This is a genomic window from Umezakia ovalisporum Ak1311 (assembly GCF_029891685.1).
Lineage (GTDB): Bacteria > Cyanobacteriota > Cyanobacteriia > Cyanobacteriales > Nostocaceae > Umezakia > Umezakia ovalisporum.
The window spans coordinates 1-24758 of the sequence record NZ_JANQDJ010000048.1; the positions used below are offsets into that span (position 1 = coordinate 1).

General features: G+C 41.7%; 19 protein-coding genes. 8 read left to right on the forward strand and 11 right to left on the reverse strand.

Features of this window, described 5'->3' with window-relative positions; genetic code table 11:
- The first annotated feature begins 246 nt into the window (after nt 1-246).
- Complete coding sequence (locus tag NWP25_RS08770) at nt 247-2343, forward strand: hydantoinase/oxoprolinase family protein (protein ID WP_280699217.1); 2097 nt, start codon at nt 247-249, stop codon at nt 2341-2343.
- A gap of 347 nt (nt 2344-2690) precedes the next feature.
- Nucleotides 2691-4250 carry a hydantoinase B/oxoprolinase family protein gene (locus tag NWP25_RS08775; protein WP_280699219.1) on the forward strand — a complete coding sequence of 520 codons (1560 nt, stop codon included), beginning with the start codon at nt 2691-2693 and terminating at the stop codon, nt 4248-4250.
- Between the two features lie 204 nt (nt 4251-4454).
- Here the strand turns inward: NWP25_RS08775 and NWP25_RS08780 are convergent, their stop codons facing one another.
- Nucleotides 4455-4940 (reverse strand): Hsp20/alpha crystallin family protein, encoded by a 486-nt coding sequence (locus tag NWP25_RS08780; protein WP_280651154.1) that lies wholly within the window; start codon nt 4938-4940, stop codon nt 4455-4457.
- A 250-nt stretch (nt 4941-5190) separates the two neighbouring features.
- Nucleotides 5191-6537, reverse strand: a complete 1347-nt coding sequence (locus NWP25_RS08785; protein WP_280651153.1) for an erythromycin esterase family protein — start codon at nt 6535-6537, stop codon at nt 5191-5193.
- Nucleotides 6538-6808: 271 nt separating this feature from the next.
- On the opposite strand from NWP25_RS08785, the gene NWP25_RS08790 reads away from it, so the two are divergent.
- Nucleotides 6809-7495: a bifunctional 4-hydroxy-2-oxoglutarate aldolase/2-dehydro-3-deoxy-phosphogluconate aldolase gene (locus NWP25_RS08790; RefSeq protein WP_280651152.1), complete on the forward strand. Its 687-nt coding sequence runs from the start codon at nt 6809-6811 to the stop codon at nt 7493-7495.
- Nucleotides 7496-7612: 117 nt separating this feature from the next.
- On the opposite strand, the gene NWP25_RS08795 is transcribed toward NWP25_RS08790, so the two are convergent.
- Nucleotides 7613-8167 carry an acireductone dioxygenase gene (locus NWP25_RS08795; RefSeq protein ID WP_280656845.1) on the reverse strand — a complete coding sequence of 185 codons (555 nt, stop codon included), beginning with the start codon at nt 8165-8167 and terminating at the stop codon, nt 7613-7615.
- Between the two features lie 217 nt (nt 8168-8384).
- Here NWP25_RS08795 and NWP25_RS08800 point away from each other — a divergent pair, with 217 nt between their 5' ends.
- Complete coding sequence (locus NWP25_RS08800) at nt 8385-9824, forward strand: FAD-binding domain-containing protein (RefSeq protein ID WP_280651150.1); 1440 nt, start codon at nt 8385-8387, stop codon at nt 9822-9824.
- Between the two features lie 229 nt (nt 9825-10053).
- The gene (locus tag NWP25_RS08805; RefSeq protein ID WP_280656846.1) at nt 10054-11658 is read left to right on the forward strand and encodes a hypothetical protein; all 1605 of its coding nucleotides are present in this window, start codon (nt 10054-10056) and stop codon (nt 11656-11658) included.
- Between the two features lie 83 nt (nt 11659-11741).
- Here the strand turns inward: NWP25_RS08805 and NWP25_RS08810 are convergent, their stop codons facing one another.
- Together NWP25_RS08810 and NWP25_RS08815 are read right to left on the reverse strand one after the other, a co-directional pair.
- Nucleotides 11742-11825, reverse strand: a complete 84-nt coding sequence (locus NWP25_RS08810; protein ID WP_313958977.1) for a zinc ribbon domain-containing protein — start codon at nt 11823-11825, stop codon at nt 11742-11744.
- Between the two features lie 90 nt (nt 11826-11915).
- Nucleotides 11916-12866, reverse strand: a complete 951-nt coding sequence (locus NWP25_RS08815) for an NAD-dependent epimerase/dehydratase family protein (RefSeq protein ID WP_280651148.1) — start codon at nt 12864-12866, stop codon at nt 11916-11918.
- A 385-nt stretch (nt 12867-13251) separates the two neighbouring features.
- Between NWP25_RS08815 and purD the strand changes: the two genes are divergently transcribed.
- Complete coding sequence (purD, locus tag NWP25_RS08820; protein WP_280699221.1) at nt 13252-14529, forward strand: phosphoribosylamine--glycine ligase; 1278 nt, start codon at nt 13252-13254, stop codon at nt 14527-14529.
- A gap of 896 nt (nt 14530-15425) precedes the next feature.
- Complete coding sequence (gene nblS / locus NWP25_RS08825; RefSeq protein WP_280651146.1) at nt 15426-17378, forward strand: two-component system sensor histidine kinase NblS; 1953 nt, start codon at nt 15426-15428, stop codon at nt 17376-17378.
- Between the two features lie 7 nt (nt 17379-17385).
- Here nblS and NWP25_RS08830 read toward each other — a convergent pair whose 3' ends face one another.
- The 5 genes from NWP25_RS08830 to NWP25_RS08850 form a co-directional block, all read right to left on the reverse strand.
- Nucleotides 17386-17757 (reverse strand): zinc ribbon domain-containing protein, encoded by a 372-nt coding sequence (locus NWP25_RS08830; protein ID WP_280651145.1) that lies wholly within the window; start codon nt 17755-17757, stop codon nt 17386-17388.
- A 55-nt stretch (nt 17758-17812) separates the two neighbouring features.
- Nucleotides 17813-18736, reverse strand: a complete 924-nt coding sequence (locus NWP25_RS08835; protein WP_280651144.1) for an alpha/beta fold hydrolase — start codon at nt 18734-18736, stop codon at nt 17813-17815.
- 21 nt (nt 18737-18757) lie between these two features.
- Nucleotides 18758-19582: an SDR family oxidoreductase gene (locus tag NWP25_RS08840; protein ID WP_280651143.1), complete on the reverse strand. Its 825-nt coding sequence runs from the start codon at nt 19580-19582 to the stop codon at nt 18758-18760.
- Between the two features lie 127 nt (nt 19583-19709).
- Entirely contained in the window at nt 19710-20360 is a 651-nt protein-coding gene (locus tag NWP25_RS08845) for a pentapeptide repeat-containing protein (protein WP_280699224.1), read from the reverse strand.
- Nucleotides 20361-20875: 515 nt separating this feature from the next.
- Nucleotides 20876-21370: a hypothetical protein gene (locus NWP25_RS08850; RefSeq protein ID WP_280651141.1), complete on the reverse strand. Its 495-nt coding sequence runs from the start codon at nt 21368-21370 to the stop codon at nt 20876-20878.
- A gap of 538 nt (nt 21371-21908) precedes the next feature.
- Between NWP25_RS08850 and NWP25_RS08855 the strand changes: the two genes are divergently transcribed.
- Nucleotides 21909-23498 (forward strand): alkaline phosphatase D family protein, encoded by a 1590-nt coding sequence (locus tag NWP25_RS08855; RefSeq protein WP_280656854.1) that lies wholly within the window; start codon nt 21909-21911, stop codon nt 23496-23498.
- Nucleotides 23499-23552: 54 nt separating this feature from the next.
- Here the strand turns inward: NWP25_RS08855 and NWP25_RS08860 are convergent, their stop codons facing one another.
- Nucleotides 23553-24734: a DUF4336 domain-containing protein gene (locus NWP25_RS08860; protein ID WP_390903488.1), complete on the reverse strand. Its 1182-nt coding sequence runs from the start codon at nt 24732-24734 to the stop codon at nt 23553-23555.
- Between the last annotated feature and the right edge of the window lie 24 nt (nt 24735-24758).

Sequence of the window (24758 nt, forward strand, 5' to 3'; positions counted from 1 at the left end):
GCTACCTTCAAGCTTGTATGTGTCAACAAATCAGTTATGTTCATTGGATGGAAGATATTATGAGATGTTGACATTTTCACCTTTGATAGGACTACTATATCTAACTATGTAAAGTTTTGTAACGACATTCAACATTTCTGGCTCTGTTGTTTGGTTTGACCATCAATATTGTCTTGATACTCTTGTTAGTGGTAATTTAACTATTACTTCCTTGCTATCTTAAATTAATTGATTTTTTGATAAATAATGCTAAAATTATTCGCTGACCGAGGTGGTACATTTACAGATATAGTCGCTGTCACCGATGACCAGAGAATTATAGACAAACTCTCTAAACATCCCGAGCGCTTTTTAACCGTTCCTATCTCTGAGCAAAAATGGGTAATAGTCTATAAACTACTCTCAGAAAATCCCGAAAAATATCAAGATGCAGTTATCCAAGGTATCAGGGATATCATGAGTTTATCCACCAATGAACCCATTCCCACAGCAGCCATAGAAGTAGTGAAAATGGGGACAACAGTAGCTACAAATGCGCTGTTAGAAAGAAAGGGTAGTCGCGTCGTTCTTGTCATTACCAAAGGCTTTGAAGATGCTCTTAGAATTGGTTACCAAAATCGTCCTGATATTTTTGCCCGTCATATCACCTTACCAACCATGTTGTATGAACAAGTGATTGGGGTAGAAGAACGCTATGATGCCCACGGTCAAGAATTAACTCCCGTCAACGTGCAACAAGTCAAACAGGATTTACAAAAAGTTTACAATGCAGGTATTCGTAGTTGTGCCATAGTTTGTATGCACAGCGATCGCTATCCTCACCACGAACAACAAATAGCGCAAATTGCCCAAAAAGTCGGATTTACCCAGGTATCTGTATCTCATCAAGTTAGTCCCTTAATAAAAATAGTCAGTCGGGGTGATACAACAGTTGTAGATGCTTATTTAACCCCAATTTTACGTCACTACATCAACCAAGTCACCAGTCAGTTACCCCAAGTCAAATTAATGTTTATGAAATCTGACGGTGGATTAGTAGCAGCTCAACAATTTCAAGGCAAAGATAGTATCTTAAGCGGTCCGGCTGGGGGTATCGTCGGTGCAGTCCAAACCAGTAAAAGAGCGGGCTTTAATTTAATAATTACCTTTGACATGGGAGGAACCAGTACAGACGTTGCTCACTTTAAAGGAGAGTATGAACGCCAATTAGATTCCGAAATTGCTGGAGCTAGGATGCGAGTTCCCGTATTAGCAATTAATACCATTGCGGCTGGTGGCGGTTCAATTCTGTTTTTTGACGGTTCTAGTTATAGTGTTGGTCCAAAATCAGCTGGTTCAAATCCTGGTCCTGCTTGTTACCGTCGGGGTGGGCCATTAACGGTGACGGATGCCAATGTTATGTTAGGCAAAATTCACCCACAACACTTCCCCTCTGTGTTTGGCTTAGAAGGTAATTTGCCTTTAGATAAAGACATTGTAATTCAGAAATTTAGCCAATTAGCCCAAGAAATTGCAGATATTACACACAACCATCGTACACCAGAACAAGTAGCCGCAGGATTTATTGCGATCGCGGTAGAAAACATGGCCAACGCTATCAAAAAGATTAGTCTTCAAAGAGGTTATGACGTTAGCCAATATACCCTGTGTTGTTTTGGCGGTGCTGGAGCGCAAGTTGCTTGTTTAATTGCCGATACATTGGGCATAAAAAAAATATTTTTGCACCCTTACGCTGGAGTTTTATCCGCCTATGGTATGGGATTAGCTGATATCCGTGCTATTAGAGAACTCGGAGTAGAACAGCCTTTAACGCCGGAATTAATTCCGCAATTACAGCAACAAATGAAGACATTAAAAAACCAAGCTAGCAGTGAATTAACCCCGGAAGGCATAATTAGTCAACAGCTAGTAGTCCAAAAAGTGAACTTGAAATACGAGGGTACTAATTCAACTTTAAGCATCAATTTTGCTTTGGATATTGCAATCATGCGACAAGAATTTGAATTTGAACATAAATCTCGCTATGGTTTCATTCAAGAAGACAAACCCCTAATTGTCGAATCTGCTTCAGTAGAACTTATTCAACAACTCGATACACCAGAAGAACCCTTAATTATTCCTACCCGGGGGATGAACCAAGTACCCAAAGCTGTAGGGAGAGTCAAAATGTTTACCTCTGACCAATGGCATGATGTACCTGTTTACCAACGAGAAGACTTGCAACCAGAAGACAGGATTAATGGCCCTGCTATTCTCGTAGAGAAAATTAGTACCATAGTCCTTGAGCCTCACTGGCAAGCAAAATTAACTCAACGTAATCACCTAATTTTATTCAAATGCTGAGACTATCTTTACCACTGATTATAGGCTATTTCACCAGATGAAGGCACCTTTGGTTTTAGTGGTGGAAGTGTGAACATTCTCGTGGTTGAGTGTTCAGCGAAAGGAAAAAATTAGTCCTTTACTAGATATACTAAGGCTTGTTTGGTAGTCGTAGCCCACTTTCTCCCAGTGACTTTTGGCAATAACTTGCTGGAAAGTTTAGCCAAAGACAAAAATACCCTGGGGTGCTGGTGCTTTATAAAAAGCCCTTTTGCAAAGCGCAATGCCGGAGTAAGTCGCTAAACCCCAGCGCGAATTAATTTCTGTTTAAGTTTCATATCATATAATTTTAACTTTTACTTTTAACCATGTGCATAACACACCAACCCGATCCGGTGCGCTTAGAAATATTTAAAAATCTCTATCAGTTCATTGCCGAACAAATGGGGATTGTACTGCAAAACACAGCCGCATCAGTAAACATCAAAGAACGCTTGGATTTTTCCTGTGCTATTTTTGACAGTTCTGGATTATTAGTCGCCAATGCCCCCCATATTCCCGTACATTTAGGCTCAATGAGTGAAAGTGTCCGCAGCTTAATTAACCATCAAGGCGACACTATTCAACCAGGAAATGTATACCTATCCAACAATCCCTATAACGGAGGAACTCACCTCCCCGATGTCACAGCAATTACCCCCGTCTTTCTAGAAGACAACAATTCATCTTCCACGCCCCTGTTTTACGTTGCTGCCCGTGGACACCAAGCTGATATCGGTGGCATAACCCCCGGTTCCATGCCTCCCCACAGTACCACAATAGAAGAAGAAGGCATTTTATTTGATAATTTCCTCTTAGTTAAACAAGGAAAATTTCAGGAAAATCAAGTCAAAGAACTACTCACAAATCATCCCTATCCAGCACGCAATCCTCAGCAAAACATTGCAGACTTTAAAGCCCAAATTGCCGCCAATGAACGAGGGGTACAAGAACTGCGAAAAATGGTTGCTCAATACGGCATTGACACAGTACAAACTTATATGAAATTTGTCCAAGACAATGCCGAAGAATCAGTGAGACGATCCATAAATTTACTCAAAAATGGCTCATTTAGTTATCCCATGGATAATGGTGCAAAAATTCAAGTTACTGTCACAATTGACAGAGACAATCGCAGCGCTACCATTGATTTTACTGGCACATCTCCACAAATAAATAACAACTTTAATGCTCCTAAAGCCGTCACTCAAGCAGCAGTTTTATACGTCTTCCGGACTTTAGTCGAGGATAATATTCCCCTCAATGCTGGGTGTCTTAAACCTTTAGAAATAATTATTCCCCTGGGCAGTTTACTCAATCCAACTTATCCAGCCGCAGTAGTAGCTGGTAATGTTGAAACTTCCCAAACCATCGTTGATGCTTTATACGGTGCTTTAGGTATAATGGCTGGTTCTCAGGGGACAATGAATAACTTGACTTTTGGTAATCTAGATTATCAATATTATGAAACTATCTGCGGTGGTTCTGGAGCAGGAGCTAACTTTGATGGTACTGACGCAGTACATACCCACATGACTAACTCCCGCTTAACTGATCCAGAAGTTTTAGAAACGCGTTATCCTGTGTTAGTAGAAAGTTTTAGTCTGCGTCCCCATAGCGGTGGTAAAGGTAAACATTCCGGTGGTAATGGCGTAATACGCCGCATCCGGTTTTTAGAACCCATGACAGCAAATATTATTTCTAGCCATCGCCTAGTACCTCCTTTTGCTTTAAACGGAGGTGAACCGGGAAAGCTAGGACACAACCGGATAGAACATCACGATGGTACTCAAGAGAATTTACCCAGTAGCGCTACAGTACAAATGCAGCCAGGAGATGTTTTTGTCATTGAAACCCCAGGGGGAGGAGGATTTGGTCGTAATTCCTAATGCCTTTTTTAGAGGAGAGAGAGAAGCTCTCTCTCTCCCTCGCTAACGTAATTTTATCATTGATGAACCATGGATGAGGCTGGTTAAAAAACAGACCGCTGTCTTTGTGGATATCCGTATCCACAAATTTCTCATTGGTAGACAGTCATCCACTGTGACTACAATCCAGCCCAGCAAATATTGTCAAATCCTAAAACTAGGCGACTAACCTCCAGAAATTTGCCCTTGCTGCCCTTGTCCTGACAAGTTAATGGTGACAACTCTTGTCTTTTCTTCTTCTGCTTTAGGCATGGTGAGACATAAAACACCATTTCTAAATTCAGCTTGTACTTTATCGTTTTGAATTCGAGACGGCAGAGGAATGACTCTTTGAAATCTGCCATAACGAAATTCTGAACGGCGCATACCTCTTGTTTCTTGTTCCCTAATTTCAGATTTACGCTCACCACTTACAGAAACCGTATCCGCGGCAACTTTGACATCTAAGTTTTGAGGGTCAATACCGGGAATATCCATCCACAGCCTGACATCATCAGAAGTTTCTTCAATTTCAGCAGGGGGTACAAGTGTCAGTCTATCGCTTATGATGTCGCCAGTTTCCGTTGGGCTTGCTATTTGATCAAGTAGACGATTCATCTGGCGTTGGATGGTTTCTATTTCTCTAAAAGGTTCCCAGCGACTTAATACCATGATTGTTACCTCCAATTAATTGATTAGGTATTTAAAAAATTCTGCGTTCACTTGCCCAACCACATAGGCGAAAAGCCAAAATTAATAGTAAGACACCAAAAATAATGGCGTAGGCTCCAATAATCCACACATAGGATAAACACCAGAACCACTCACCTGCTCTCTTCCCCCCTTACCACCACCTGGTTTTTTCTCTTTCCTGATTTATTTCAGTCATGGCTATATCTCCTTTGTGTGGTCTGTGTCATCTCTAAAGTCCAGAGGGGAAAGTCTCTGGTGCATCACGCATTTCCCAGGTGGGAACGCGGTCTAGAGGTTGCACTCCCTTGGTATCATCCATGTGAATCACCGCGTCAAATTGTTCGGGGAGACAAGCATAGAAGTAGTGACTGATACGCTCAGTTTCCGGTCGGTAAATTACACCAATTGCCCTTTCTAACCGTGGCTGCCGTAGACCCACAATTGCCCGATTCTCATCCCGGAGATTAAGTAAAAACTGCGGTCGTTCCGTTTCATGGAATAAGGCTTCGTAACTTCCAGGTAGGGCAGAACGAACTTGTTTTAGTTGAGCCGTTTCCCCCCAGTTAGAAACTGCGGTAACGGTACCCGTATAGGTGGTAAAGCCGATATTTACAGCATCATTCCCATAGCGTTCTTTTAGTAATTGACCAACATTCACCTCACCCACTGACCCCATATCAGTGGCTCGTGCGTCACCCAAATGAGAGTTGTGTTCCCAAACCACAACTTTGGTTTGTTGACCTTGTTGATCTAAATGTGCAACCAGCTCATCCAAGGTTTCTGCCATATGCTGATCGCGTATATTCCAAGAAGACACTCGCCCTTGAAACATGGAACGGTAGTAATGCTCGGCATTTTTCACTAGTCGAGCGTTCTGCTCGGCATAAAAGAACTCATCAGCTTTAACTCGCCCATCTTGTTGTACGTATTCGGCATTCCGGCGTTGTAGTTCTTGCAATTGATTAATTACCTCTTGCTCACAGGATTTGGTAATGCCAAAACTGCTAGCATATCCATAGCCTTGGGCATCTTCGCCAAAATGCTCCAAGCAAGAATAGCGATAACGGGCGCGTTGGGCTGCTTCGGAGTCAACTTGATTTAGGTAGTCGAGAACTGCTGCTATGGAGGCATACATGCTATAAAGGTCTAACCCATAAAAGCCAGCCTTAGTAGCATTTTCCGGTAGGCTATCATTATATTCCCGTAACCAATTGATAAAATTGAGGACATCTGTATTCCGCCACATCCATAGGGGAAAGCGTTGGAAATTTAAGAGTGCTTCTGATGGTGTAGGGTCATGATTAATACCCATTACGTACCGATTTACTCGGTAGGCATCAGGCCAATCGGCTTCCACCGCCACTGCTGTAAACCCTTTTTCTTGAATTAGCCGCTTGGTAATCTCAGCCCGTTGCTCATAGAATTCATGAGTACCGTGGGAGGCTTCCCCAATCAAGACGAAACGCGCATTGCCGATTAAATCTATCAATGGGTCATAGTCTTGATCTGCCCCTGTTAATTGGTGTGCATAGCCGCGCACTGCAGCGACTATGTTGGTGATAGTTGCGTCAAGCATAGGAATTAATGATGAAGAAATACCCCCATGGGTTCTAAATTCTGTATCACCGCGCAAGTTAAGTTCGATACGGTTTCACGCCTGTTAGATTTGGGATCTTACTAAATTCAGCTTAAAAATCTCAACCTCTGATTCCATCTGGCTAAGGTTGCATGATACTAAAAGTGTGAATATCCCTATAGGAAGAGCTACTTTAACTGTTTCACATCTTGTTGATGGTCTTGATAAATTGGGGATAATGACCACTCAGTTTAGCAATCAAATCAATTCAATGCCTGATCAAGTTTGGTTATCCCAGTTGCAACAACACCGAGCGATCGCAGTCATCCGCGCCTCAGATATAAAGTTGGCTCAAAAAATGGCAATGGCTGTACTATCTGGGGGAATGCACCTCATTGAAATTACCTGGAATAGCCATCGCCCTGGGGAATTAATCACTCAACTACGCGCAGAATTACCAGACTGTATGATTGGTACAGGTACCCTGTTCAATGTCCAACAACTACAAGATGCCATCGCTTGTGGAGCGCAATTTCTCTTCACACCCCACGTTGACACAGCGATGATTGAAGCCGCACTGGCAAAAGATGTCCCCATTATACCCGGTGCCATGACCCCTACAGAAATTGTTACCGCTTGGACTCAGGGTGCTAGCTCTGTAAAAGTGTTTCCGGTACAGGCAGTGGGAGGAGCTAATTATATTAAGAGTTTACAAGGTCCACTCGGTGAGATTCCTTTGATTCCTACTGGGGGGGTGACTCTGGAAAATGCCCAAGACTTTATCACAGCCGGGGCAATGGCTGTTGGGTTGAGTGGTCAATTATTTCCTGCAAAACTTGTTAGGGAAGGAAATTGGCAAGCCATCGCCTCCCAAGCCAATACACTAATTCAGGGATTAAAAAACCAAAAATACAGACATTTGCAGAATTTCGCCGGGAAAATTCCCAAAACAATTTAACTACCCCCGGAAAAAATAGAATAAGTAAGGGTGCAAGTTCTTGCACTCCTACAAATAACTTTTCACTGTTGACTGTTGACTGTTCCCTTTTCCTTTGAGCGCATAAAATTAACGGTATTAATGTGGTTTGTAAAGAGAGTCACTCAACTGAGTATCGGTATAATTAGGAACCCATCCCTCTACTGTTGTAAAATAGCGTATTGCTTTACAGTGCAATGATGCTGTAGGACTACACCAATGCTCTACACCTGCGGAAATGTGTATATAGTCTTGGGACTGAAGTAACAGATGTATCTGACCATTATCGGGTTTCACAAAACTAAAAATCATTTCTCCTGCCAGTATGTAAAGGGCTTCAGGAGCATTATGATTATGGTAACGGCTGTAAGTAGCGATTAAATTTTCAAGATTAGGCAAGCCTGGATGCAAGTTTAGCAAATCACACCACAAATAGCCATTTTGCTGTTGGATCAATTCAAAAACACTATTGTGTAATCCTATTATATGCTGTTTCTCCGAATCAATTAAAACCTCTTGTTCTAGGAGATGGGGAAAGAGCAATGATGTTCCTGGGTCATAGTGTTTGATGTGGATGCTAAGGGCTGCAAGTTCTTGCACTATCTCATTTAAATCCCTATTGATGGTGCCGTCGTCTAGTAATAAGGTGGCCATAACCAAGATACTAATTAACTACTGGGAATTCAGAAAATTATACTTCACTTTCACGATAAGCCATAATCCCGATAGACATACCGGAGATTTGCTTTGATGATATTCTACCCCGTGTAGTCCGGCGATTTAAATATCGGCAGAAACTTCTCAACAAATTGACCCTCAATAGATACCATCAGGGGCTAATCTAGTACAAAAGAACTAAGAGGGTTGTGGAATGTCTGACTTAATTTTGTTTTGGCATCGTCGTGATTTACGTATTTCTGATAATACAGGACTAGATGCGGCCAGAAAGCGGAGTGCAAAAGTAGTGGGAGTATTTTGCCTTGACCCTGACATTCTAGAACGAGATGATGTAGCCCCGGCAAGAGTAACATACATGATCGGCTGTTTAGATGCACTCAAACACCGATATACTCAAGTGGGGAGTCAATTGTTAATACTGCGTGGCAATCCTGTACAAACCATACCAGCTTTAGCAAAAGCTTTAAATGCTAAAGCAGTATTTTGGAATTGGGATGTAGAACCCTATGCCCAAACACGCGATCGCCTAGTGATTGATGCCCTCAAAGAAAAAGGCATTGAGTTTTTGCACCAAAGTTGGGATCAGATTCTCCACTCACCAAAGGAAATTCACACAAGTAGTCAAAGTCCTTACACTGTATATAGCCCATTCTGGAAAAATTGGAGCAGCAAAGCCAAGGCGAAACCATTAGCAACTCTGGAAAATGCCACAGGATTAACAGAGAACGAACAAGAAATTGCCAAACAAGCAGGAGTAATTCAATTACCCTCAGCCAAAGACTTAGGATTTATTTGGCATAGGGAATTAATTATTTCACCAGGAGAAACCGCAGCACAAGGGAAACTAGAGGAATTTATTGCACAGAACATCACTGAATACAAAGAACAGCGTAACTTCCCATCTGTTGATGGTACATCAAGATTAAGTGCAGCTTTGAAATTTGGAGTTATTGGTATTCGTACCGTGTGGCAAGCTACCTTAGAGGCCCAAGAACATAGCCGCAGCGAAGAAGCACAAGGAAGTATCCGCACATGGCAACAGGAATTAGCCTGGCGGGAGTTTTATCAACACGCCATGTATCACTTTCCGCAATTAGCCCAAGGAGCATACCGGGACAGCTTCAAAAACTTTCCTTGGCAAAATAACCCAAAACATTTTCAGGCTTGGTGCGAAGGAAAAACTGGCTATCCCATTGTCGATGCCGCAATGGGCCAACTAAATGAAACTGGTTGGATGCACAACCGTTGTCGAATGATTGTAGCTAGTTTTTTAACTAAAGATTTAATCATCAATCCCCAATGGGGAGAAAAATATTTTATGCAGAAACTAATTGACGGTGATTTATCCGCCAATAATGGCGGCTGGCAATGGAGTGCCTCTAGCGGCATGGACCCGAAGCCGTTAAGGATTTTCAACCCAGCTAGTCAAGCACAAAAATTTGATGCCGAGGGGGAATATATTCGCCAATGGGTATCAAAACTGCGCTCTGTAGATACAGAGTATTTAGTGACTGGTAAAATTTCCTCATTAGAACGCCACCGTCTTAGCTATCCTCAGCCAATTGTAGACCATAAAGTCCAACAAGCTTTATTTAAAACACTCTATCAACAGCAAAAAGAAATCACGATGTAATATAAATTCTCTTTGCACTAAATCTTAAGCAAGTTCATTGTATCCTCCGTGACATGCCTGTTCTGATTAAAAATTCAAGTAATTTAACAAAGATAAGAGACTAAGTGCAGTTTAATAGTGAATTAGTGTATTTGCCCCGAGTAGTCAACAAAAATAAGTGTCACAGTAAGTGCATAAATCCATTATTTACGAATAATGATTTAAGTATCTACCGATACGATTATGGCTTATGTCATTGCTAGTTGACCGCTCTTCCAAAATTTTACTCGGGCTACCATCTTCCCATCCTAAACTCCTAGAAGGGTTGGACATATGGCTGCAGTTAGGTTTGATATCCGATAGTCTAGTCAGGCAGGTATGCCAACAGTTTCTCGTCTGTCCAGTGCAATTTGAACCGGAAAGATTGATCATCTCCGAGCCTCTACAACCTTTACCCCTAGCAGCTGTAGCACCGAGTATTCGCATAAAAACCCCAAAAAAACCTCCCCAACCCAACCTTGCCCCTTGGATTTTCCAGTCCCTGGGGGCACAATTGAGAGTCCACTGGCTACTGTTATTGGGTTTATTTCTAGTTCTGGTATCCTCTGGCGTTCTGGCTGCGAGTCATTGGGAACGGTTTCCCGCCTCTGGGCAGTATGGGGTATTGTTCGCTTATACATTGAGCTTCTGGGGGCTCGGCTTTTGGGCTAGCAAGCAAAATAATCTCAAGTCAACAGCTCGAACATTTCTAATTTTTACCCTCTTGTTAGTACCGATGAACTTTTGGGTAATGGATAGCTTCGAGTTGTGGGAAAATTATGGTGGTCGGTTAACAATGGCCATGGCCTGCCCTGCCCTCACATTGATCACATCTGCACTGTGCAAAAATCCGGTTGTATTTGCCAATATAACAACAGCCAAATCACAGCTAGTAAATATCCTAACGTTAAGTTGTTTGCATTGGGGTTGGCAAGTACATCACTTTCCTGTAATTGCCATTTACTTAGGAACCCTAGCAACAACTATCACTACTATTAATCTCAATCGTTACCAACAGCAGCCCCCAATTACTTCAGTTAATCAAAGCCAGCAGCCGGGAAAACTGGGGATGAGTTTATTCGCTGCCGTCATTGTGTATGGATTGGCATTACTATTAGTACGAGCAATTTTTGTTACTCGAGTAGATGTCACTCAGTTAGGTTTAGCCATTGGGATTTGCGGTTGGCTGGCAACTTGGCTGGCACAATACAGACATCCTTCATTTCCCTTATTTCCCTGGCAAACCCTGGGCAGCATCTTACTATTCCTTGGCTGGCTAATAACAGTAGTAAATCAACCTGGACAAGCAATAGTTGTCAGTGGATTCGCTGTGTGGTACCTGGGTAATCGTTTAAAAAGATATACTTTAGCAGTTGACTTGGCGGTATTGTTTGCCATTGACTTACAGATAATTTGGCTGACTTGGCGATTAGTACCGTTTGCATTACAGGAAAAGGTGATCGCGATTGGCGTTAAACTCACAAATGCGGAAAATGAACCTTGGGCGTTATTGAGTGTAGCTTTATTTCCTTTTTTAATTTTCATGGTGGCAATAACTGAGAAGATAAATTACGCCCGCTATCGAAAATTAGCTCAATACGGGCAACTGCTAACTTTCTTATTTGGTGGTTTTTTAACCGCAATTGCTGCTATCAATCCCACATTGCGATCGCTCAATCTCCTGTTTTCTACCCTCGTTCTCGTAGCCATTACCAATCGCCGTTCTTTTGCCTCTATTCCCTTGATATATCTAACTCATATCATTGGGTTGCTGACACTTTGTTCTACTATTAATTGGCTGCTATATAAAAGCTAAACAACTCTAGACATTTATTTGTCACTTCAATGGGAGCATGGGAGAGGTCATCTCTCAGTAAGCTTTCACGCTTCAGCCAAACCCTATAAGTTAATCGCCGCATTAAGATCCCTATCCATGGAATGTCCACAGCTTCCACAGTTATACATTCTTTCCTGTGGTGGCATATTTTGAATATGACCAGAATTTAAACAAGTTTTTACTTGACCCAAACTATGGATCTGCAACTATTATCTCGCAACACTGAGTGCTGTTGATTAACTATACAAAGCTTTCACCCATTGCCATTCTTGTGTCAAACCTTCTTTTAACAGAATTTGCGGCTGGTATCCTAAGATTTGTCGGGCTTTCGACACATCAGCCGCAGTATGACCTGCGTCTCCCATTGCTTTTTCGATGTAATTTTTTTTAATTGGTTTGCCAACTATTTCTGCCATAGTGTCCAAAACTTCGTTTAAAACTACCCTACTACCAGCACCAATGTTGAATATTTCACCCACTGCTTGTGGTGCTGTGGCCGCAGCTAAATTGGCAGCTATGATGTCACTGACAAAAGTAAAGTCTCGCGTTTGCTGTCCATCTCCGTAAATGGAAATTGCCTCATCCTGCAAAATAGACTTGAAAAACTTATGAAAAGCCATATCCGGGCGCTGTCTGGGACCATAAACCGTAAAATAGCGTAATGCCACAACAGGTACACCAAAGTTTTTGTGATATAACCTACACAAACGTTCTGCTGCTAGTTTGGTAATACCATAAGGAGAAACTGGTTGGGGAGGAATTTCTTCATGGGTGGGTAATGTTTCTGCATCTCCATATACACTTGATGTAGACGCAAATACTAATCTTTTCAGGTTTTTAGCATCCTTGACAGCTTCCAGCAAAATTTGTGTTGCACTAATATTACGTTCCGTATAATTACGGAATGATTGACCCCAACTAGCTCTTACCCCAGCTTGTGCGGCCTGATGGTAAATCACCCCAACATTTTCCAGCAACGCCTGCCAATCTAAAAATTGAATATCTCCTTCAATTAAAGTAAATTGAGGTGAACTGAGTAAATGTGCAATACTTTTGTACTTTAACGTCGGGTCGTAGTAATCGTTAAATTGATCAATCCCGATTACTTCTTTTCCTTGTTTTAGTAATGTTTCCACAAGGTGGGAACCAATAAAGCCGGCTGCTCCAGTAACAATAATTTTAGCCATGTTTACTATTTATTGATATGATTTTAGTTTCCATCATCATAAGTTAACATCTACAACAGATAAATCTGTATTTTATCTCGATAAAAACTGCTGTAGAACATTTACGTTTCAATACTTATTAAGTTTTGACCAGTTAATTATTCTAAGTTAGAAAAATTAATTATAAATACTGAAAACCTGGATACATAATTTTGCAAACACCCAAAATGTTATTTTTCTTAAAAAAAAGAGGTTACTCGCGAAATATACGAGCTCAATTAGTATAACCTTTAATGGGATTAGCAGCGAGTATGATTAGGGGCTTGCACTGGCGTAATATTTGATGAAAAAATTGATCAGTGAGAGCCACTAGGATGTTCTTGCTTTAGAACCCACGAGGAAATCAGTGAAAGTTTTAGTTGTCGGTAATGGGGGGCGCGAACACGCTCTAGCTTGGAAACTGTTGCAATCTCAGCAAGTTGAGCAGATTGTCTGTGTGCCCGGAAATGGGGGGACGGCAAGTTTGCAACGCTGTCGTAACTTGCCTTTGGCTGTAGATGATTTTGAGGGTATGAGCAGATACGCTCTAGAAAATGGTATTTCTCTGGTGGTAGTAGGACCAGAAGTACCCCTAGCCAAAGGAATCACAGATTACCTCCAAAGTCAAGGGCTGATGGTATTTGGGCCTGCCAGATCTGGAGCGCAGATTGAAGCAAGTAAAGCTTGGGCAAAAGCTTTAATGCAAGAAGAGGGGATTCCCACGGCGAAAGCTGCGGTATTTACAGATGCAACAGCAGCTAAGTCTTACGTCAAATCACAGGATATACCTATAGTTGTCAAAGCTGACGGTTTGGCAGCAGGTAAGGGTGTTATAGTTGCCACAACTTTAGAACAAGCTGAAGATGCTATTGATTCTATTTTTCAAGGGCAGTTTGGCAGCGCAGGAAATTTTGTTGTTGTTGAAGAATGTCTAATTGGGGAAGAGGTATCAGTTTTAGCCTTAACCGATGGGTTAACCATTCGCCCTTTACTACCAGCTCAAGATCATAAGCGGATTGGGGAGGGGGATACAGGGGAAAATACTGGTGGAATGGGAGCTTACGCCCCCGCACCTATTGCCACACCAGAGTTAATGACACGTATTCAAACCCAAGTTTTAGAAAGAGCGATCACTGGTTTAAGAAACAGAGGTATTGACTACCGAGGCGTGCTGTATGCGGGATTGATGATTGCACCCGATGGCGACTTCAAGGTTTTAGAATTTAACTGTCGCTTCGGTGACCCGGAAACTCAGGTGATTTTGCCACTTTTAGACACACCCTTAGAGGAATTGATTCTAGCCTGTCTAAAACAGCGTTTAGGCGAAATGCCCCCCATAGCTTGGAAACCAGGGGCATCTGCTACTGTTGTTGCTGCTTCAGGTGGTTATCCTGGCGAATACGAAAAAGGTAAAGTGATTACTGGTATCAAAGAAGCTGAGGCAGCAGGAGTCACTGTATTCCACGCAGGTACAAAGTTAAATCAGCAACAACAAATAGTTACAGATGGGGGAAGAGTGTTAAATGTAACTGCTATTGGGGAAAATTTTCAGCAAGCCATCGCTCAAGCCTACATTGGAATCAAATCAATTCAATTTGAAGGAATATATTACCGAAAAGATATCGGTCATCGAGTTTTGAAGTAGAAATTCTGCCTATGTATGTGCCTTGTGACAATGCTCAAGTTTTAGTTTATGTAACGAACAGCAAAGGACGCAAAAGACACAAACAAAGAACTTCACACCACCCTTTTAGGTAATGCTTTGTGTGAGCTACCGGTGAATTTAGGGAAAGCTGTTAACAGCTTTCCCTATTTATTTACCCTAATTGTAGCCAAACAGACAGTTTATGGGTAAACAGCGTCTCCAACAAATTTTAATTAGTGATTTTACGTGTAAAACATGGGTTAACTACTCTAACTAAGCTGAGGCTATAATTCGAGCTTCTGTAGTCACAGAGAACTGCTGCACACCAGAATTTTCCCCCTTGGTCTTACCTCTCCCCCCAGAGCAGAAACGGCTGAACCATCCGCCTTGAGCATCCTGATTTTCTCTGTTCTGATGTTTTGGGCTGCGTTACCGTCGAGATCATCGTGATTACCACAGTTAAGGCCAGTGCAACCTCTAACATCTAGTGGGATTTAAATCATTTGATGGAAACAACCAAAACAGAGATATTGTTAAAATCCTTAATTTATATGTATCTATTTCCTGCTATGTGTGTTTATTTTCTGGCAGATAAGTATGAGTGAAGACACTTTCCACTTAGGCACTGGCTAGGGGTACTAAGTTTAAACCAAGCAGTGTTATCCATCCATACAACGGGAATACATAGCAGTAGGACAGTTACAATTTTCCCATAAACGTGGTATACTCCAGTAAGATTAACAATGTACTACACCTAGTGCATCTATTAAAATCTTCACTAATTGACCATCTTTCTGTAAAGTAGAAACAGTGTCAACATATTCAACATCAAGTTAACTGTTAATTTTTTAGTTGTTGGGGTTAAACAACCAAAACTACTAACAACTTTATTTAAAATGCTGGCTCTTTTAAAAACAATCCGAGAAGCGGTTGCTAACTGGTGGTCGGAGTTCACACTCCAGACCAAACTTTTGGCTGTTGCCACCTTGGTCGTGTCATTGGTAATGAGTGGTTTGACATTCTGGGCTGTGAACACAATTCAGCAAGATGCCCGAATGAATGATACTCGCTTTGGTCGTGACCTGGGACTACTACTTGCTGCAAACGTTGCTCCCCTCATAGCTGATCACAATTACACTGAGGTTGCCCAATTTTCCCAACGCTTCTACAGCAGTACCTCTAGCGTCCGTTATATGCTGTACGCCGATCAAAGTGGAAAAATATTTTTTGGTATTCCTTTTTGGGAACCAGAGGTTGAAAACTCCCTAACAATCGAACGACGAATACAATTGCCAGAAGATTACACCAGTGACCGGGAAAGGCCGATGGTGCGGCAACACATGACCCCAGATGGCGTAGTCACTGATGTTTTTATTCCCCTAGTTGTGGATCAAAAATATCAGGGTGTATTGGCAATTGGCATTAATCCTAACCAAACCGCAGTTATCTCCACTAATTTCACCCGTGATGTAACTATTGCGGTTTTTATCACCATTTGGGTCATGGTGATTTTGGCAGGAGTAATCAACGCTTTGACAATTACTAAGCCTATTAAAGAACTACTAGTGGGAGTAAAACAAATTGCCGCTGGTAATTTTAAGCAGCGCATTGATTTACCTCTAGGTGGCGAACTGGGAGAGGTAATTCTCAGCTTTAATGAAATGGCAGAGCGTTTGGAGCGCTATGAAGAGCAAAACATTGAAGAATTAACTGCGGAAAAAGCTAAACTGGAAACACTGGTTTCTACCATCGCTGATGGTGCAGTTTTGATTGATAACAGTATGCAGGTGATTTTAGTTAACCCCACAGCGCGGCGAATTTTTGGCTGGGAAGGGGTAGCAGTTGAGGGTGGCAATGTTTTACATCATTTGCCCCCGCCTGTGCAGATGGAAATTAGCCGTCCTTTGTACGAAATGGCCGCAGGTGAATGTGAAAGTTCCGAGTTCCGTATTCATTTAAAGGAACCCACTAAGCGCACCGTCCGCATTCTCCTGACTACTGTACTCAATTCACAACGGGAAAGCATCAAAGGTATTGCTATCACTGTTCAAGATATCACTCGTGAGGTAGAACTGAACGAGGCCAAAAGCCAATTTATCAGTAACGTTTCTCATGAATTACGAACGCCTTTATTTAATATCAAATCGTTTATTGAAACTTTACATGAGTATGGCGAAGAATTGAGTGTAGAACAACGACAGGATTTTTTACAAACAGTCAATCATGAAACCGATAGACTTACCCGTTTAGTTAACGATGTTTTGGATTTGTCCAAGCTAGAATCTGGGCGCAGCTACAATTTTGGTGGGGTGGATTTAGCACAAGCCATTGAGCAAACCCTGCGTACTTACCAACTCAATGCTAAGGACAAGGGTATTGAACTAATTCAAGAAGTAGCCCTTGATTTGCCGTTAGTTATGGGCAATTATGATTTGCTATTACAAGTACTAGCTAACTTGGTGGGTAATTCTCTGAAATTCTCTCATTCCGGTGGTCAGGTGGCAATTCGCGCCTATCAATTAGAAGATATCAATTCTAACTCACAGACTCACCTGCCTCAAGTGCGGGTGGAAATCTCCGACACAGGTATTGGAATTGCTCCAGAAGACCAACAGGCGATTTTTGACCGTTTTTTCCGTGTAGAAAACCGAGTTCACACTTTAGAAGGCACTGGCCTAGGTCTATCCATTGTGAGAAATATTATGGAAAGGCATCACAGTCAAATGCATCTAGTGAGTGAAGTTGGAGTGGGTACTACTTTTTGGTTCGACTTAACTTTATTTGAGGAAAACTCAGAAATGTCCGCTGAGTCCACTGCTCATGAAACTATGACAATTCCCACCCTTTAAGCTTTAATCAAGCACTGGACAAAGCTATGAGAAAACAGACAAATAATAAACTAAGTAGCAGCAACAAAAACTGATTGCGTTTAACCCAATTTTTCCTCCTTGCACCCAAGCTACTGGGGTTAAGTTGCTTTGGTAATCTTAACTTGCTCTCTGCCAAATTTTCGTACAAGGTACAATCTTTGGCGTAGGGGCGTTGAGGAAAGTTACAAGTATTATCCATGTGGTATGTGCAACTGTCGCATAGGTACTCTTTCCCAGTAGCCCGGTGCAGTGGAATCCCTGGATGACCATAAGCTTTGAGAGTTGTACGACAATAGGGGCAAGTAATTGCCTGACCATCAACTGGTTGATAGCAACGGGGACAAGATATGGTGGTCACAACATCAGCACAAATAAGTAAACATTCTGATTCTAGCTATTTGTGGGGGTTTGATTTAACTTACAGCTTTGAGCTTGGTAATAAATGCTGCGATCGCTTCTACAAACTTTGTAGTTGATTCATATGGTAAGACATTGCGACCAGGTAATTTAATGCCAGTACCTTGAGGTAAACACGATAGATAATCAGCCAGGCGTTCATCTGGTGTTTCTTGTTGACCTTCCTTGCTAATGCTTGATGCAGTTTCTCCTACAACTACTAATGTTGGCTGTTTGATACAAGCAAGATAACCACCATAATCCTGTCGCCAAAACCCAGCTAAAAATGAAAACACTGCATGGCGGGTTTCAGGATTTTTCGCCCCAGCTAACAACATATTTAACCATTCTTTATCTACAGCTTTTTCCGAAGCAAAAAGCTGGCGAGCCGAAAAAGAACGCAAAAACTTTTCTGTCCGCGCATAGCGGTAAAAAGCATTACCAAAAGCCGAATCAAAGAGATTCCAAGCAATTTTTTGCTGCCATGCTGATGAACTTCTAGTAATCACCGGCCAAGCTGGAGGCCCGGCTAAAATCAGTCCAGCAATTAAATTTGATTTTTTTTGTACTAACTCTATGGCGACAGGTAATAAAGCTCCTTGCACTACAATCACAACATTTTGTTTTACTACTGTTTGTAAAAAGTAATTTAGTTGCTCTGCCCAATCTTTAGGAGTATAAGCTACATGGGGCATATCACTATCACCACATCCTAGTAAGTCAGGATTGTAAATAGCATTTTTATGACCTGCTGCATACCATTTGCTGCGAAATCTTTGCCAAAATTGCCGGGACAAACCCACACCAATGGGATGAATTAAAAGTAAAGGTAGACCCTCATTATTAGAATTAACTGGTTCATGTAGGTCGTAGGCGCAACGATAATTTTTCCAGGTATAAAACTGGGTAGGAGATATTCTAATATTTAGTGTGTCTTCCATAGTATTGATTTAACATTTACATTAAAAAATCATTTGTGGATGAATTAATTTATATCCAGCCTTTTTGATTTTTTGATTTGCTACTTTAGCATTATATAAACGACTGCTTTTGAAAGTGTTATCCCATTTTACTCTGGGTAAATTGTGTTTTTGTAACAAGGTATCCAGCAAGTCTCTACTGGTAAGATAAGAATCATCTACCAGGTTATAAATACCTTGCAAGTGATGTTGACGTACAAATTCTATTGCCCCTACAATATCATCCAGGTGAATCCAATTAGCTACATCTTCACCATCGCCAAGACGAGTTGTACCAGGAACTTGACTAAATATTTTCATTAGTTCCCTGTTAGGTCCATAAATACCTCCCAACCTCAAGATACAAACACGCAGGTGGTCACTAGAAGCTCCTAGCAATACATCCTCAGTTGTTTTGAGGATTTTTCCATTCTCATGGCTTGGTGTAGGCAGAGTTTCTTCATCTACCCAGGCGCCGTTGTGGTCACCATAAACTGAATAACTTCCAGTGTATATTAGTTGCTTGATGCTGGGAAGTTCGGGTAAAAGTTCAACTAAAGTCTTGGCAGTATTGAAATAAGTTTCTTGATATGAATTTGCCTTTTTTGCACCAACAGTCAACAGCACAACATCTTGATTTTGCAATAGATATTTGAGTCTTTGTGAATCACTACCAGAGGAAACTACAACTTTTTGGGCTACGCTTTGTAAAATTGGGACACGTTCAGGAGTAGTTGTAGTAGCTGTAACCATGAAAGTCATTCTTTGCTGCCAATATTGAGCAACTGCATAACCAACGTAACCACAACCAATAATGGAAATGTTCATAAATACATGTGCATCTCTGATGTTAACAATTGGTGAGGCGTTGTCTTTGTCAAGAATCTGGTGTTTAAACCAGTGTTGTCTCTTATCCCTGAGCATTTATCTCATTTCAAGAGAACGAATCGCACTGTCAATTATGGATCATACCATCAGGCATAATTGCACCGGCCAAATTAGCACCAATCAATTTTACCAGTAGGCGATCGCCAGAACGAATCCGCGCTCCTGTCAAGTCTGCCCCGCGCAAGTCCGCCCCACTGAGATCTGCGCCAATCAAGTTAGTGGAGCGCAAGTTGGCTTCTCTCAAGTCCGCTAAAAGTAAGTTAGCTCGAAACAAATTTGCTTCAGATAAATTTGCACCTCTGAGAATAACTTTATGCATAAAAGTATCACTCAGGTCTGCGCCACTCAAGTTAGCGTAACTCAAGTTCCTACCAGATAAATCTTTGTTGCTTAAGTTAGAGCCACTAAAATCTTTACCACTTAAATCAGGGTTAGGACTGGGCGGTTTGTACGTACTTTGAGGTGTTTTTTTTTGTTGAGTTACTGATGGAGAATGATAAGTATTTCTGTACTTACCATTTAAAGAGCGCAATTGATCACGAGCTTCATTAATAGCTTTGAGCTTTTCTTGGGCTTTCTTTTGTAAGCGGATATTGTCTTGAGGAATACGATCAGGATGCCAAATAAAAACCAAGTCTTTATAAGCCTGGTTGACTTCCTCAAGTGTTGCTCCAGGTTCTATTTCTAAAACTCTATAATACTGCTCCATCTCGCTCATAAGATATTTCTTTCAACAATCCAATTAAGTATGAGTGATGCAGTCGCTGGATAAAACCTCCTCAAATCTACTGATGAGATTGGAATTGGTTCTAATTTCTGTTTTGGTCAAGCCCGTGGGCTGTTTCTCTCCCATAGGCATACATTTAAGAATACCTTCTCCCTATGTGCTTTCAATTCAATACTGAACTTTAAATCAAGTCTAAATATTATACAAGCCTGTCTACCCTAACTCGGTTCATAAATAACCTTTTTGGCGGCGAACTTTACAACAATATACCTTCTTTGTATACACGGAAACTCTAAGGCCATCGCCTGGTTAAACCTATAGTTTTGTATCGATGTACTTGTTCCTAAACGGCCTTATGGTCATTTTCCCAGTTCATCTAGTATATTGCCCATAAGAAATTCAACATATCTACCGGCAAAGAGGCGAACTAAACAAATTGAAAACTGTTTTCCATGGCTATTTTTGATTTTTTGGCTTTTAATCGGTAAATTTTAGCTTTTTACAAACTATCTCTCCATCATCCTATGTCTCCAGCCATTTATAGCTCTCAAATAAGCGACAACCGGAAACTGATAAATTTCCACTACAATCCAGAGAATAATTGATAAATGTAATAGAAAAGTTAGTACAGTCCAGATGTATGGTAACCAAGTAATGGGATCATCAGATATGGGGAGCAAGTAGTAAGCAGCTAGACCAACTACAGTTGTGGGAAGCACTACAAAAGCAATTGCTGCTAGGCCATAACCCCAACCCAATTCCACCCCTTCTAATTGAGGTTCCGTCCAGGTGAAGCCATTCCATCGCCAAATTAATGGCGGTTGCCGAGAAGGCATCTTAATTTGTTGTTGTTCTAGGTTGACAGTAAAAATTTCATGACAGAAGTCACAAGCCATAGTCTCCATCATTGGCATATGAGAAACTTGACCTACCCCACAGACGGGACAGGGGTAAACTTCTTGAAAGTTAAAGGATGTAGTGAACATTTGAGAACGAGGCATAATTAAACTACGTTCTACTCAAAAGTTTATGGGAAAAATAGAAAAAAGAAATGTTTTAAGCTTGCCAACCAGTGAGCAATTACTTTTTGTTCCCACAATTGTACTGATTCTATAGCTTTTTGGCTATTTAGTGGGTTTCCATCTGTATACAGCTTCTGTGATGACAGCATTACTGAAGACCCATACTAAGTATAATTAATTTTTACTGCAAATCTTCCCCAATGTTCGGCAGCAATCACTACTGTTACTTTTCTTAATCCAGCAGATAAAAGATTCACAAGCAAGTTTTAGTTGCTCAAGCTGCAAATATAGAAGAATTAAGTTATTTTTAACTTTTCCTTGGGGCAGAATTAATCTCTAACTAGTATTCTCAGTCCAGCAAAGTGAGCATTTGATCAATCAAAATACTGGATAAGTTTGGGAATTCCAACCCTATCTTGCGGAAAAAACTGGTTATGCAGTTCCCATAACCCTGTCCCGTCTTTCTAAAGTCAAATGTTTCCCTGCTGAAATTCACCTGTGACTCAGGAATGAGAAAATGGCAGATTACTTTAATTTTGACCAGCTTTTGCGTAATCGAATCAAACGACGTAACTTAATCATTGGGGCAGGGGCATTCACTGGTTTTACCTTGGCCAGTCAATTTCCCCATGACCGAGTTATGGCCAGAGGCAGATTTTCCGATTATCTTTTTAAGCTTGGTGTGGCATCTGGTGATCCCGATGCCACTAGCGTAGTTATTTGGACTCGTCTGGCTCCCGAACCTCTCAATGGCGGAGGAATGCCACTTGCGGATGTACCAGTTCGCTGGCGAGTAGCAACTGATCCCAAAATGAGACGAGTTGTAGCTAGAGGTACTACCGTAGCAACTCCAGAACTAGGACATTCTGTTCGGGTTGTAGTTTCAGATCTTGATCCTAACAATTGGTACTGGTATCAATTTACTGTGGGCAGAGAAGAAAGTCCCATTGGTCGTACTCGTACAGCTCCTTCATCACAAAGCAATTTGAATCAATTTAAATTTGCTTTTGTTTCTTGCCAGAACTATCAGCAAGGTTACTACACTGCCTATAAATATCTAGCAGAAGATGACCTCAACTTGGTGATACACACAGGTGACTACATTTATGAAGGGGGAATCTCAAATAACGCCATTAGACCACACAATGGACGAGAGATTTTCACTTTAGAAGACTACCGCAACCGTTACGCCCTTTATAAAAGCGACCCCAATTTACAGGCAGCTCATGGAGCTTTTCCTTGGATTGTCACTTGGGATGACCACGAAGTGGAAAACAACTACGCCAATAACATTTCAGAAGTCGATACTGAACCAGATCAAGACCGAGAAATTTTCCTGCAACGGCGAGCAATCGCTTATCAGGCTTACTACGAGCATATGCCTTTACGGCCTTTCTCACGACCCATTGGCCCTGATATGCAGCTGTTCCGTCGGTTGTCCTTCGGAAACTTAGCAACATTCCATGTTCTAGATACTCGCCAATATCGTACCGACCAGCCCTGTGGTGATGGTACAAAAGAACGTTGTGATGAGGTTTTAAACCCAGAAGCTACAATTCTTGGAGAAAGGCAAGAAAAGTGGTTATATGACGGTTTAAATGCTTCACAGACTAAGTGGAATGTTTTAGCCCAGCAAGTGCCCATTGCACAACGGGATTTCCTACCCGGTGAAGGACAAAGGTTTAGCATGGACAAGTGGGATGCTTATCTAGCTTCCCGCACCCGCTTGATGAATTTCCTTGCAGACCGTCAACCCTCTAATCCTGTATCCTTGGCAGGGGATGTACATTCCAACTGGGCAATGGATCTGAAAGCTAATTTTGATGACCCAGATTCTGCCACCATTGGCAGTGAATTTGTCTGTACTTCCATTAGCTCTGGTGGCAATGGAACAGACATCCCCCCCAGCGTCGCAGCTTACTTACCGGATAACCCACATATTAAGTTCTACAATGGTCAGCGGGGATATGTTCGCTGTTCACTCACTCCAACAACTTGGACAACAGATTATTTAGTAATGTCCAATGTAACAACTCCATTTGGTACCATCAGCAAACGGGCAACATACGTAGTTGAAGACGGTATTCCCGGAGTAAAACCAGGCTAGTCATTTTTGCGTATCACCACATTCTCCCGCCAAGTTAAACCTTGGTGGGAGATATCAAACTTTTTCTTGAGCTGGTGGCACAATACGACTTCTTTGTAAACCTTGGTCAATTTCTCTCAGTAGTTTTAAGTCTTCATTTGGGAAAGTGAACGAACCTACACTAGTAACCGGATGCTTTTGCAGAAAGGAAAATGCTTGACGAAACTGATAGGGCTGTGCTTTAATCGGGGAGTCAAAGTGACAAGGAATAATCCACTGAAAATCCCAAGTTGCCACCTTCTCAGCCCAGTCAATGGTTTCTTGCGGTGCACGGTTGAGTATGAGGGTCTGCAAAATCGGCGCTACAAACAAGCGACCCTCACTTCTGACTATATCGAATGAGCGCTGCCAATGTGACCGCCATTGAAAGGGAAATAAGCCAAAATAAGCCTTTGGTGAACGGTTTGGAGCTTTAATCGCCTTACGGAATACGTCACCCCATCCCATCACTTCTAAGGCGCTGGGACGGAAATACAAAGCAAATAGTGAAACCCGTTGCCATCCCTTACGACGATTTGCTTGATTATCGACAATAATATCAGATGCCGTGTCTTTGGCATGGAATAGTAAGGGGTAGGGGTCTAACTGTACTATCTCTGGTGGGTCTGCTGATACAGATACCACTGCGTCTGTAACTAATAAAGTGTGGGATAATCTGTGAAAAAATGCGACTTCAGCAAACCTTCCCGGTCCTAACTCAATAGGGCCAAGAATTGCGTAGTCAAATTGGTCAGCAAATGGGGCTTTGCTGATATCTTCGGGTAATACATGAGTACGTTTAGCGGGTAACCCCAACCAGCTCAAGGGAAGATTTAAGGGAAAACTCCATTGATGAGGGGTAACAAAAACTTGTGCTTCGGGAAAGTACCTAGCAAAGGGGCCAACAAAGACTTTGTGTTCTAACCCTGAGATAGTTGGCAAAATAATGTACTTAATATCACCATGTTGTGCCACCAACTCGTTCACGAGCCTGATACATTCCCGGGTAGGTGCTACAGGAGCATATACGAGGAGACCCTTTGGATATAATTTAACTACGGTCATGCGAATTGGCACAACAACGTAGAAAATACCCTGCATTTGGTCAAAAGTCCAGATTGTGTCTTTAACTACTTCTTTACGAATTGTGCGCCGCTTGCCATAAGGGTAGAGTGGCAACGCTAACCATAAAGGCCAAGAAAAATCCTGCTGATTCATTTGTTCTGGGTTTACTCCACTTTG

Excerpts from the sequence above, each read along its gene's own strand:
- NWP25_RS08770 (WP_280699217.1), top strand. The coding sequence starts at position 247 with ATGCTAAAATTATTCGCTGACCGAGGTGGTACATTTACAGATATAGTC.
- NWP25_RS08775 (WP_280699219.1), top strand. The coding sequence starts at position 2,691 with ATGTGCATAACACACCAACCCGATCCGGTGCGCTTAGAAATATTTAAA.
- NWP25_RS08780 (WP_280651154.1), bottom strand. The coding sequence starts at position 4,940 with ATGGTATTAAGTCGCTGGGAACCTTTTAGAGAAATAGAAACCATCCAA.
- NWP25_RS08785 (WP_280651153.1), bottom strand. The coding sequence starts at position 6,537 with ATGCTTGACGCAACTATCACCAACATAGTCGCTGCAGTGCGCGGCTAT.
- NWP25_RS08790 (WP_280651152.1), top strand. The coding sequence starts at position 6,809 with ATGCCTGATCAAGTTTGGTTATCCCAGTTGCAACAACACCGAGCGATC.
- NWP25_RS08795 (WP_280656845.1), bottom strand. The coding sequence starts at position 8,167 with ATGGCCACCTTATTACTAGACGACGGCACCATCAATAGGGATTTAAAT.
- NWP25_RS08800 (WP_280651150.1), top strand. The coding sequence starts at position 8,385 with ATGTCTGACTTAATTTTGTTTTGGCATCGTCGTGATTTACGTATTTCT.
- NWP25_RS08805 (WP_280656846.1), top strand. The coding sequence starts at position 10,054 with ATGTCATTGCTAGTTGACCGCTCTTCCAAAATTTTACTCGGGCTACCA.
- NWP25_RS08810 (WP_313958977.1), bottom strand. The coding sequence starts at position 11,825 with ATGCCACCACAGGAAAGAATGTATAACTGTGGAAGCTGTGGACATTCC.
- NWP25_RS08815 (WP_280651148.1), bottom strand. The coding sequence starts at position 12,866 with ATGGCTAAAATTATTGTTACTGGAGCAGCCGGCTTTATTGGTTCCCAC.
- nblS (WP_280651146.1), top strand. The coding sequence starts at position 15,426 with ATGCTGGCTCTTTTAAAAACAATCCGAGAAGCGGTTGCTAACTGGTGG.
- NWP25_RS08835 (WP_280651144.1), bottom strand. The coding sequence starts at position 18,736 with ATGGAAGACACACTAAATATTAGAATATCTCCTACCCAGTTTTATACC.
- NWP25_RS08840 (WP_280651143.1), bottom strand. The coding sequence starts at position 19,582 with ATGAACATTTCCATTATTGGTTGTGGTTACGTTGGTTATGCAGTTGCT.
- NWP25_RS08845 (WP_280699224.1), bottom strand. The coding sequence starts at position 20,360 with ATGAGCGAGATGGAGCAGTATTATAGAGTTTTAGAAATAGAACCTGGA.
- NWP25_RS08850 (WP_280651141.1), bottom strand. The coding sequence starts at position 21,370 with ATGCCTCGTTCTCAAATGTTCACTACATCCTTTAACTTTCAAGAAGTT.
- NWP25_RS08855 (WP_280656854.1), top strand. The coding sequence starts at position 21,909 with ATGGCAGATTACTTTAATTTTGACCAGCTTTTGCGTAATCGAATCAAA.
- NWP25_RS08860 (WP_390903488.1), bottom strand. The coding sequence starts at position 24,734 with ATGAATCAGCAGGATTTTTCTTGGCCTTTATGGTTAGCGTTGCCACTC.